At 46.9% G+C, this 11,832-nt stretch carries 10 protein-coding genes; 1 reads left to right on the top strand and 9 read right to left on the bottom strand.

The window, feature by feature from the left end:
- The first annotated feature begins 92 nt into the window (after positions 1 to 92).
- Positions 93 to 1,124, top strand: coding sequence for an FUSC family protein (locus GC097_RS20330; RefSeq protein ID WP_171685132.1), 1,032 nt, complete (start codon positions 93 to 95; stop codon positions 1,122 to 1,124).
- Between the two features lie 24 nt (positions 1,125 to 1,148).
- Here the strand turns inward: GC097_RS20330 and GC097_RS20325 are convergent, their stop codons facing one another.
- The 9 genes from GC097_RS20325 to GC097_RS20285 all read right to left on the bottom strand — a co-directional run bounded on the left by GC097_RS20325 (position 1,149) and on the right by GC097_RS20285 (position 11,804).
- Complete coding sequence (locus tag GC097_RS20325; RefSeq protein WP_246294362.1) at positions 1,149 to 1,607, bottom strand: (2Fe-2S)-binding protein; 459 nt, start codon at positions 1,605 to 1,607, stop codon at positions 1,149 to 1,151.
- Positions 1,608 to 1,625: 18 nt separating this feature from the next.
- Positions 1,626 to 2,459, bottom strand: a complete 834-nt coding sequence (locus tag GC097_RS20320; RefSeq protein WP_171685130.1) for an FAD binding domain-containing protein — start codon at positions 2,457 to 2,459, stop codon at positions 1,626 to 1,628.
- Entirely contained in the window at positions 2,446 to 4,770 is a 2,325-nt protein-coding gene (locus tag GC097_RS20315) for a xanthine dehydrogenase family protein molybdopterin-binding subunit (RefSeq protein ID WP_171685209.1), read from the bottom strand. The genes GC097_RS20320 and GC097_RS20315 overlap by 14 nt, the downstream gene beginning before the upstream one ends.
- A gap of 149 nt (positions 4,771 to 4,919) precedes the next feature.
- Positions 4,920 to 5,129, bottom strand: coding sequence for a hypothetical protein (locus GC097_RS20310; protein WP_246294360.1), 210 nt, complete (start codon positions 5,127 to 5,129; stop codon positions 4,920 to 4,922).
- Positions 5,130 to 5,516: 387 nt separating this feature from the next.
- Entirely contained in the window at positions 5,517 to 6,323 is an 807-nt protein-coding gene (locus tag GC097_RS20305) for a response regulator transcription factor (RefSeq protein ID WP_171685129.1), read from the bottom strand.
- On the bottom strand, positions 6,316 to 8,175 hold the full coding sequence (locus tag GC097_RS20300; RefSeq protein ID WP_171685128.1) for a cache domain-containing sensor histidine kinase: 1,860 nt from the start codon (positions 8,173 to 8,175) through the stop codon (positions 6,316 to 6,318). The genes GC097_RS20305 and GC097_RS20300 overlap by 8 nt, the downstream gene beginning before the upstream one ends.
- 77 nt (positions 8,176 to 8,252) lie before the next feature.
- Entirely contained in the window at positions 8,253 to 9,890 is a 1,638-nt protein-coding gene (locus tag GC097_RS20295) for an extracellular solute-binding protein (RefSeq protein ID WP_171685127.1), read from the bottom strand.
- 69 nt (positions 9,891 to 9,959) lie between these two features.
- On the bottom strand, positions 9,960 to 10,835 hold the full coding sequence (locus GC097_RS20290; RefSeq protein WP_171685126.1) for a carbohydrate ABC transporter permease: 876 nt from the start codon (positions 10,833 to 10,835) through the stop codon (positions 9,960 to 9,962).
- A gap of 18 nt (positions 10,836 to 10,853) precedes the next feature.
- The gene (locus GC097_RS20285; RefSeq protein WP_171685125.1) at positions 10,854 to 11,804 is read right to left on the bottom strand and encodes an ABC transporter permease; all 951 of its coding nucleotides are present in this window, start codon (positions 11,802 to 11,804) and stop codon (positions 10,854 to 10,856) included.
- Positions 11,805 to 11,832: the final 28 nt, after the last annotated feature.

Genomic DNA, 11,832 nt, shown 5'->3' with positions numbered 1-11,832 from the left:
GTAGACTCAGGAATTTTATAATTTAGTAATAAATGTAAAGTTTGATTCGCATACTACGAGAATAATTTTAAAATGAAGTAGGAGCATAATAAATGACGAATAAAATGATAGATTTTATCAAATACAAAGGCGATGTATGGAAAACTCCATTAGCTGCTGCACTGTCATGGGAGTTTTCGGAATGGGCGGGTTCGAAGCATCCTTACTTGGCTCCACTGACGGTCATTTTATGTATCCAATTAACCGTTGACAAATCTATACAATTCGCTTGGCAGCGCATCGTGGGAACTATAGCCGGCGTTCTTATCACTGCTTCTATTGCTCCATATGTCGGCTTAAACGGCTGGAGTATAGGATTGCTTCTTCTTATCGGCACTCTTCTCTTAACGTGGCTGAAAGTAGAGCACGCCACAATGGTCCAATTTTCTCTCAGTATTTTATTGGTCATGTACTTTCAGAGCAAGATGCCGAGCTATCCCCTTGATCGGATACGCGATACCGTTATTGGCGCGATCGTAGCGCTCCTGATTCATGTCATGATATTCCCTCCCGATTCAGTAAACAAAGCCAAAAAAAAGATGATCCATTTCGCAGACCATCTAGCCAATCATTTTACAAATACCGCGCTATGGGTCACAGAGGGCTGTTCCACGGCTAAAACACAAGATTTGCAATATAAGTTGGAAACCTTATTTCAGGAGCTTCATAAAGCGACGAACGAGTTGGATAAAGCGGAGCAAAGCCTACGTTATAATCCGATAGGTGCCAATAAACGCAATACGTTGAAAGAATTGAACCAGCATATGAATCGACTTCGATCCGGCCATGCCAAACTTGGCGATATGATACGTATATTGGCCAAGTGGTCCGAAAGCGGCAATTTTGCACAAGAGAATCAACGAGTGTGGGCCGACCATTTGAACATATTAGCGGGACTTATCAAGGAATGGAAAGAAGGATCGGCTGACCCGAAAGGCGATGGCTTAGTTTCCAACGGACCACATCTGCAAATGAAAGTGCCTGATGATATGGAGAATAATCAGTACCCAATTGCCTTATATATGAACGCTGAACAAGTTATTCAAGATTTTCAAACTGCGAATTTTACTAATAAAATCCTGTAATGATGCCCCGCTCCCGGCTGCCCATCATGTTTTCGGTGTAAAAACGTCCTTCACTGCATGCTGAATTTCTTCGTAGGACGTACACCTGCAAATGTTGGATTCCAGCCAAACCCGAATGGTCTCTTCATCTGCATGGGGTTGAAGTCTCAGCAAGCCTTCGCAGTTCATAATAAAACCAGGAGTGCAATAACCGCATTGGAACGCCTGATTTTGAACAAATGCAAGTTGTACGGGTGAGTCCGTCAGACCCTCAATTGTTGTGATTTGTTTTCCACTAGCTTCCACGGTGAGCATTAAGCACGATTTCATGGGCTGGCGGTTTACTAATATTGTACAGGCACCGCAGTCTCCGTTACCGCAACCGAGTTTACTCCCAGTGAGACCGAGCTTGTCTCGAAGTGTATATAAGAGTACATCTGCAGCCCTTACTCGTATGGTTCGTTTATCACCATTAATTTCAAATTCAACGGGATAAACAGCCATGTCTCGATATGACATGCGTCACCTTCTTTGCAATAAATTTACCGCGTCTTCCATCGTTTGTTTAAGTACGAATTTCCGATAAGAAGCGGAACCTTCTGCATTATGTAGTAAAGGAGCAGGAAGCTTATCTGCCGCCTGTGCAATTCTTGCTGTCAACGGTAGCGAGGAGTCGTTCAACGACCGATCGATCTCAACGGATCGAAAGGGAAATGCGCAGACGCCGCTGTATGCCGTATGGATCTGGTTATCTATTTTAAGAGCAGCTAGGGTGACGAGAGGATAGCCTACGTTGCCTATTTGCCGTTTTTTATAATGAACGTATGGCAGTGACAAATAGGCGCGGTTTGTTAAGGTTTGTACAAGAAACTCCCCGTTTTCCAATCTCATTTGTTGTAAGAAAACATGATGAATCGAAACTTCTCTTCTTCCATGTATGCCGGCTATAACCATCCGACTGTTTGCCAGCAGAAGCGGGAGTACGGCCTCACGATAATGAATCTTGCCGCATATGTTTCCTCCGAGCGTGATCTTATTCCGGGCTGTTTGGTCGGCGACTCCCTGCGCCGATTCGCTGAGCAGAGGAAACGGGTTCGCCTCAGACAAAGCTGATAACGTGACACAGGCTCCGATAACCAGCTGATCCTTCCGAATATCCATTGCATTGCACTCCGGAATAGACTTCAAATCGATGACTGCTCCCGGTTGAATGGCGTTTGTTCGAGCCCACGTGATGATCTCCGTACCTCCGGCGTAGTATATCGGTTTCTTTCCTTGTTTTTGCAAATACTGAAATAATTCCACAGCCTGCTGGACAGAAGAAGGTTTGTAGTATTCAAAGTCAAAAGGTATCATGGATCGTCCCCCAAATCATCTCGGGTGTCAGTGGCAGATGATTGAGTTCTACACCAGCAGCTATGGTTAAGCTGTTCCCCAATGCGGCCGGCATGCCGATCAAGCCATGTTCGCCAACCCCGCGCAATCCAAAAGGCGCTTCCAAATGAGGCGTCTCGACGAAATCAACGATGTACGTTGGTTGCTCACCATAACGAATCAATTTATAGGTTCTAAATTGCGGATTTAATACAGCACCTTTCTCATTGAATACAAAAGCTTCCCGGCTGGCAAAACTTAAGCCCATACTCATTGCCCCTGTTATTTGGCTGCGGGCCATTCCGGGATTAATTACCTTGCCGGCATCGATGACGGTTGCCGCTTTAATGATTTTGTACGTATATGCTCTAGTATCTAATTCCACCTCTACTGCTTGAGCGCCAACTGTCCATTCCGGACCGGGATTTCCTTTACCAGTTTGAGGGTCTAATAAGGTTAAATTACGCATGGCATAGCTCCCGCGGCCGATAATTTGACCGCCAATCGTATTTCCATTTGGAAATGTGTAGCCGTTAGCGATATTTTCAATGGCTATCTCTTTATCAGGGCGATCTTTCAAGTAAACCTTGCCCGCTCCGACATCCAAGTCTGTTGGCAAGCATTGCAAGACGATTGCAGCTATGTTTTTTAGCTGTGCGATGGCATCGTCAGCCGCTTGTAGGATCGCATTGCCGACTAGAAAGGTGCTGCGGCTTGCTACCGTTTTCCAATAATAGGGATCCTTCTCGGTGTTGACATCCGTAGAGATATGGATCAACCGATCATCCATACGCAGCTTTTCGGCTAACAGTTGAGTCAGAGACGTCCTGGTACCCTGGCCGATTTCTACTGCGCCACAGAGCAGATTAACGCTTCCATCCGGATTAAATGCGATAACGGCTCCCGCTCCGGCATCTGTTGGCGTATCGGAATTTTTCCAGAAACAGCATACCCCCACCGCTTTGACGAGATGGCCATTGGTTTCACGCATTGGACGGTCGTCCCATTGGAGTAATGTTTTCAATTTGGCAATGCACATGGGCAGATCGCCCAAGTTACTTCTATTGAGTAAAGTTTGTGTCGGAGCTGTATCCCCTGGCCCAATTGCGTTATTAAAGCGAAATTCTAAAGGATCCATGCCCACCCGGTTAGCCAGTAAATCCATTGCTCTCTCAATACCGAACGTCAGTTCTGGGTGTCCGAATCCTCGAAAGGAAGTGGAATAAGGGTGGTTCGTATACATACATAATGAGTCGCACTGAACGTTCTCGATACGATAAGGTCCCGTACAATCGACCGCTCCTGCCCGGCTCATAACCGCACCTCGATCCGAATAGGCTCCGCCATCATACAGATATAAAATTTCGGCAGCCATTAATCTCCCTTCATGCGTGCAGCCAAGCTTGATTGTCGCATCCAATCCGATATGGACGGGAGAAGAGATCATGTCCACCTCCCGGGAATTCACCAATTTTACAGGTTTTCCACCAACCGCACGGGATGCCATAAAAGCAAGAAATTCGATCTGAATCGCGGATTTCCCACCGAAACTACCTCCGACCAGAGGTGTGTGAACGATTACTTTATGAAGCGGAATATGAAAGGATTGGCTGAGAGTTCTTCGGATAACAAAAGGCGATTGTGAAGCGGAATGGATGATGACTCTACCGTCCGGTAAAATCTGCGTTGTACAGCAGCGCATTTCCATCGCTGCGTGATCCGATTGGGGTATAGTCACCTTAACTTCAATCGTATGATCGCTATTCTTCCATCCTTCTGCCATATTCCCCTTGCGTATTTTTGTCCGGTTCGCGATATTCGTTCCCGGCTCCGGGTAAGCTTCTTCGTGTTGCTTGTACTCGGCAAGATGCTCATGAATGAGCGGAGCGCTGTTCTTAAGAGCGTCGCTTGGAGAAAGGACGACCGGTAAAAGTTCGTATTCCACTTTAATTCGGAGAGCCGCCATTTCTGCTATATATTCTTGTTCCGCAACAACTAGGGCGATGGGCTCGCCGAAATACCTCACTTTGTCGATGGCCAGTGGCGGACGGTCTGCCAGCGGCGAACCTGTCAAAATCGGCTCATTTTGACCTGTTATTACCGCTTTAACACCAGGAAGTTTCATGGCTTCGGACGAATCAATGGATATTATTTTTGCGTGAGCATGCGGGCTGATGGCAATTTTCACATGTAATAGTTCTGGTCCTGAAACATCATTCATATATTTGGTAAGCCCTGTGACTTTCTCCCATGTTTCCTTTCTTGGAATGCTTTTCCCAATCGAGTGTCCGATCTTCCCCCCCTCCTTATATCCAAATGATCTCGCAACGTCTCTATACTTCTTTAGCCTATGTATATACAGAACATTTTGTCCGTATTATTTATTTTGATGAATAGTAAAAACCCGACTGGATAGCGTCGGGTTGATTTGTATCAATTGAATTAGTGCATCCACCCAGCCATCCCTTTATAGCGATGTGCAAGAGCTTTATGACAATATTCCTGCTCGGCATACTGATAATACAATGCAGGATTGTTCGCATTCGCCATCTTCATCCGTTCAAAATGTTCCGCTTTCACAAAGTGATAACCAGACAATGTCTCAGGATCGTGATACATATGCATATTGCGTGAATCAACGCTTTCCGTCAAAACGATGCACTCCTTTTTCTAAGTTGTACTTCCTGCTAGGCAATAACAATATATGATAATCGCCCGCAAATGTCCTATGACATGAGCCTATTACGATGGCAAACTTTGAGCGCTGCTTTTCCGGTTAATCTGGATCGCCCACTTTAGCACTTTATGATACACATAAATAAGAAACCATGCTCCGGCAAAAACAATGATAAAGCAAAATATTGACCGCATAAAAGATAATTTGAGATAAGCTTCCATCCGTCGTTTCAAGCGTTGCATCTGAAGTCGAATGAATAAGTACGACCGCAAGAATAGCGAATGCTCGTACGATATCCATCTCATAAATCTTTGATCTAACGGTTTTTATCAAATTAACACCTGCCAGCTCAACTTTTTGTGCTACAAAAACTTATTGCGGTACTCGGTCGGCGTCAGGCCGTATTGTTTCTTGAAGCTTTCCCTGAAATGATCCTGATCGGTGTACCCGATCCAGTCGCAGATTTCATAGATTTTGACGGCGGGATCCTTCAACAGCCGGGCTGCTTCCTGCATCCGAAGACGAATAATCGAATGATTAATGGTCATTCCCGTAACTTCTTTAAATAGCATATTCAAATATTTATCGCTCAGACCGACGGATGCGGCCACATCAGACAGCGCCAGTTCCTTGCGCATGTAGGATTCCTTCACAAATTGGATGGCTTGCTCAACCAACTTCTTCTTCTTCAAGCTGCCGGTCCATTCCCCCCGGGGCAGCGCTTCCGACAGATTCGGAAGTTGATCTTTGGCCGTTTGCTCCGCCAGCTTTAATGTCTGACGTTCTTCCCTTTCCTTACGCAGCAGCTCAACTGCTTGCGACATCACTCTTTCAATTTCGCGCGGATCGATCGGCTTCAGCACATAATCCAGCACTTGCAGCTTAATCGCTTGACGCGCATGATCGAACTCATTCAGTCCGGATAAGATGATGCAGCGAATATCGGAATTGCGTATTCTAACCGCCTCAATTAACTCCAGTCCGTTCATCTTCGGCATCCCGATATCGGTTAAAAGCAGGTCCGGTTCCTCGCGTTCAAGCCACGCCAGCACTTCCTCGCCATTCTCTACGGCACCGAGCAGCATTATATCTAGAGCCTGCCAGTTAATCGCGTGCTTCAACGTTTCACGAACAATCTTCACATCCTCGGCAATCAGCAGCTTAAACATGCGCAACATCCTTTCTTTTTCCCGGCTGCTTCCCATAGTAAGGCAATACAATTTCGACTCGGGTCCCCGCACCTTCGCCTACGTCTATATACCTCAAGCCATAATTTTCTCCGCCATGCAGTTGAATTCTTCGGTGAACGTTCAAGGTGCCATAGCCGCTTCCTGCCTCGTTCAATTCGCCCATATCTCTGGCCGACTGCTGCCGAAGCTGACGGTTCATTTGCTCAGCATCGCAGCCCCGGCCGTTATCTTCCACGCTCAGCACGAGCCCTTCCCGCTCCAATCGGGCTGAAATCGCAATCCGGCAGTCTTTTTTGCGATCGGCGAACCCGTGGATGACGGCATTTTCCGCAAGCGGTTGCAAAATCAAGTGAACAACGGTCACATGCAAGAGATCGCTCGGCAAGTCCACTTCGACGTGCAAATCGTCCATCATCATTTGTTGAATATGAAGATACGCTTCAACTTGTTTGATCTCCTCATCTAACGTAATCCAGGTTTCTCCGCGATTCAGTCCGTAGCGAAATACGTTAGCCAAAGAGCGAACGATCTGGCTCGTCTCCTGATCCCCGGACATAATTGCCCGGCAATTAATCAGGTCCAGCGTATTATATAAAAAATGGGGATTAATCTGCGCATGCAGCAGCTCCAGTTGAAGCTGGCGGCGTTCAACCTCTTCGGTAAACGATTTCTCAATGAGACCATGAATCGTTACGAGCATCGCTGCGAACTTCTGATTCAACTCATCCACTTCATAAATGCCTGTGTTCTGATAAGGAAGCGGTTCTTTAAATTCCACCACTTCCGGTCGTTGGATCGCGGTAACCAGCCTGGTGATCGGCACCGTCACCCGGACAACGATTTGCCGGAGCCAGAAACCGGCAATGAGCAGCGCAGCCGCTGCTGTGGCAGCACCGATAAGCGATATTGCCAAAGTATATCTACTGAAATGGCTCTCCGGAACGACGGAAAGCAGCTTCCACCCGTTATCCAAAGTTTCGAACATGACCCGGTGATTCTCCCCGTCGAGCTTCGTTATGATTGTACCCTGGGCATCGGCGAGTGCGCGGACATACGAAAGCTCACTAACGTCTTCGAGAAAATCATAGCGCTCACTATAAATAACCCGGTCCGATTCATCCAGCAGCAGGTGAAAGCCTTCATCAAGCTTCGCGTTGTCGAAGATCCCCCTGATGCTGCCCGTATCTGCGCCAACGATGACCGTACCCACGTTGCGGCCATCTTTGAGGCTCGTTTTTTTGCGTGCCGAATAGATCATGGCCGTATCGGCATCCGACTTCTGGGTCCACCATACGATCTGTCTATCTCCGCGACTCAGACTTTGAAACCATTTTTGATGCTGTAAATCATTATTCTTATAAATCCCCGTTATCGGGGAAAAATGTTCCGTCGCCATGGCATAAAGTCCGCTCCCCGGTTCAAGCGCAACAGAAACGACATACGATTGCTGCACGTTATTGCCGGAGCCGAAATCGTTCAGAAGGGACAATAAAGAAAGATTTTGCAAATTCGCTTCCAGCGTATAGAGATCGCTAACCGCTTCGAAGGGTTTTTCATACGTGCTCATGAGTAAATTTTCAATCGATTGATTGCTCATCAGAAAAGCAGCTACATTGTTCATCGTGTTAATTTGATATTCGATATTGCGGTAAACAAATTTCGTTGATTGCTCGGCCATCTTCAGGGTATGGTCGTTCTGCACCCGGATGAGGATGTAGCTGGCTGCTGTGGCAAACAGGGCGATAAAGGTTACGATCAATACGAAAATCGGTAAACTGAGCCGTGATAATAACCTGGCATGACCGCTGCGTTTGCGGAAGCGACTCACCATGAAGGTCACCCTCTTTCCCTCGTATGATGGCAAAAGCCCCCTCATCAGCTCGTGCCGATCGAGGGGCTCTCCAAAACTTATTTGCCTGATTTCTTCTTGAAGGAGGCTTCCAGCTCGGTAAGAATCTGCGTGCCGCCCTGGGATTTCCATTTGTCTGCGAACTCATCGAATTTCTTGATATCCGCGCCCATAATAATTTGTGTGAAGACGGAATCGCGCAGCGTGTTCAGTTCCACCAGCTTGGCGATTTTCGTCGGAGAGTCCAAATAATTGGAAGCGTCTGTAATCTGGAACGGATTGTTAATGGCTACATCCAACGCCTGCGAATGACGAAGCGGCAGCGATTCCAAATATCGTGGCCAGCCTTTCAAGCCAGGAGCGAACAGGTAGCTTTGAATACCGCGGAAGTTCCCATTTTTATCTTGCTGCGTTTTAGGATCAATCAGATCGGTAACTACCTTCATCTTGTCATTGTCGATCTTGTAGTCTTCCCCTTCAATGCCCCATACGGTCAGCATTTGATTCTCCAGTGACAATGAGTTCTCAATGATCGCCAGCACTTTTTTCGGATCTTTGGTCTTCGCGCTGATCGCGTGCATTTGGCCGAATGGAGCGCCTGCAGGAGCTACCGCTTTGCCATCGGGTCCGACCAGCGAGCTGTTCAAAGACAAATATTTGAACGGTACGTTGGACTGATCCGGCAGCTTACCGTCGGAAGCTAATTTGCCGCTTTTCTTAAGCTCGTTGGTTTCCACTTGCGTGTCATAGTCATTCGGTGTGGACCACCAGCCCATCCATGAGAACAGTTTGCCGCTGTATAGCTTCGCGCGCAGCTGCTCCTCCTTGATCGTAGCAAATTCTTTATCGATAAGTCCTTCTGCATACATTTTTTGCAAATACTGCAGGGCCTCTTTCATTTTCGGATCGATATCATAATTGCTGAACTTGCCGTCTTTTTCCGTGAAATAGCCCGGTGTTACGCCAAATGCGCCAAAAATATGATCGAATGAATTGTTCGCATATTTCTGCTGGCCAATCTGTGCCGTATAGCCGCCGAGCGGGATGACGTCCGGTTTCTCTGCTTTTACTTTTTTCAGCAAATTATAGTACTCATCCAGCGTTTTTGGAATTTGAGCGCCCATTCCTTCCACGTAGTCCTTACGCATCACGACATTCCAGCGATAGCCGGCGCCAGGTCCTCCTTGATAAGGAATTCCGTAAATTTTACCGTTTACTTTCGCCTGCTCGAATACTTCCTTCGGCACTTCCTTGAGGATATTCGGCGTATCTTTCTCATTAATCAGATTCGTGAGATCCACGAAAGCGCCTTGCTGCGCATATTTTTGGAAATCGTCGGCGAAATCGATGCGGACGACATCGGGAATATCACCGCTGGACATTTTGAGATTAAGCTTTGTTTTATATTGCTGAACGTCCACCATCTCCGCCGTGATTTTGATGTTCAGTTTTTTCTCAACAGCTTGTTTGACGGCATCCTTAGTTGGATCGTAGGGCTTGGATATATCCTGGGCTTTCAACCATTTAAGTTCGTATGGTTCTTCAACCTTGGGTGCTGCCGAAACTACTGTACTTGCGGATGGCGCTGATGCAGCAGGTGCCGTGTCACCAGCCTTGCTGCACCCTGCGAGGGTTACGGTTCCTGCCAAGAGGGTGGAAAGCACACTGTATGACCAAACTCTACCATGATTTGACATCAAATATTGACCTCCTTGAATTATATTTTATTTTCACGCCAATGGGAATGACAAGAACGAATAAATCATTTAGCCTTTGACAGAGCCGATTAACATCCCCTGCTCGAAGTGCTTTTGAATAAACGGATAAATGATGAGCATTGGCAGCGCCACGATCACAATCGCAGCCATTTGAATGCCGATTGTCGGCGGAGGCGTAGAGCCAGCCGCTTCAAGCAGCTCCGGCGGAAGACTGGAACTGGCAATAATCGTACGGAGGATGAGCTGTACGGGCACTTTGTGCCAATCCGTCACATAGAGCATGGCATTGAAGAAATCATTCCAGTAGACAACCAAGTATAGCAGTCCGATCGTTGCGATTACCGGTTTGGATAGCGGCAGCACGATCTGCCATAGGATTCTGAACTCGGAGGCGCCGTCCATGGAAGCCGATTCTCGCAGGCTCTCGGGAATGGTTTCGAAAAACGATTTCATAATAATCATGTTGAAAGCGCTGTAAGCCATGACCAGTATAAGCACATAGTTGGTGTTTAACAAACCTAATTGTTTGATGGTGATATAGGTAGGTATCATGCCGCCTTTGAAGAGCATAGTGAAGACGAAGATGAGCATGAAGAATCGTCTGCCAGGCAGTTTTTTCTCTGCAAGTGCGTAGGCCGCTGTTGTTGTTAGAAACAAGGCGAGCAGAACGCCGCCCGCTGTATTGCGGATCGTATTGCCATAGGCCTTGAAGATCAGCGAGCCCTCTTTTAACAAATACGCATAATACTCAAAACTAAACGAGCTGGGAAATAAAATCAATCCGTTCTGCTCACTGAAAATATGATACGGTGTCACAGAAACGGAAATCACGTACCAGAAAGGAATCACAATAATGATCGTCATCATCGTTAGAACCAAATAATTCGTGGTGACGAAGGCTCTCTCGCCTCTCGTTAGCTTCATCGCATCTCTTCTCCTTCGTCAGAAAATACCGGAATCATTGATCCGCTTGGCAATTTGATTGGCTGCCAGCATCATCACTAGTCCAATAACACCCTTGATCACGTCCGCTGCGGCAGCAAGGCTCAAATTAAATTGCTCAATGCCGACACGGTAGATGTACGTATCCAGAATATCTCCAACTTCAAAAACCATCGGATTGTACAAGTTGATGACCTGATCCAGTCCTGCGCTCATGATATATCCGACCCTTAGGATGAAGATAACGATAATAGTTCCGGTAATACCGGGTAGCGTTACATGGATAATTCGCTGAAACCTTGTCGCACCATCCATCGTGGCTGCTTCGTAGACCTCGGGGTTAAGCCCGGCGATGGCTGCCATATAGATAATGGCCGCCCAGCCCATCTCCTTCATCGCATCCGTAACGACCAGAATAGTCCGGAAATAAGCAGGCTCAACAAGCAGATAAGCCGGATTGCCGCCGAAAAACTCGATGATCTTGTTAATGACCCCGGTTTCGGGCGAAAGAAGCAGCGTGATGATCCCACCGTAAACGACCCATGATACAAATCTCGGCAAGTAGACGGCCGTTTGAAGCGTCTTTTTAAACCATACGACACGAATTTCATTCAGTGCAAGCGCTAACAAGATGGGGCAAAGAAAACCGCTGATCATTTTGTACAAGCTGATGAGCAGTGTGTTCTTGAACGCATTCACGAACATATCCGATTCAAACAGCATTTGAAAATATTTAAATCCAACCCAATGACTTCCCGAGAACCCCTGTATCGCGTTATAGTCCATGAAAGCAATGCTGATTCCGTATAACGGCAGGTAATCAAAAATGAAAACCCATACCAATGCGGGCAGCAGCAATACGTAAAGCAATTTGTATGTCCATATCCTCCTTATCTGCCTCGAAAGCGACGTTTGTTTGGCGGTGGTTATCTTGGCAGCTATCGGTTCCATCCATTCTCCTCCTATCCGCTCTCTACCT

Source organism: Paenibacillus planticolens (assembly GCF_013141725.1).
In the GTDB taxonomy this organism is placed as follows: domain Bacteria; phylum Bacillota; class Bacilli; order Paenibacillales; family NBRC-103111; genus Paenibacillus_E; species Paenibacillus_E planticolens.
This window is presented reverse-complemented; position numbering and strand designations above follow the sequence as displayed.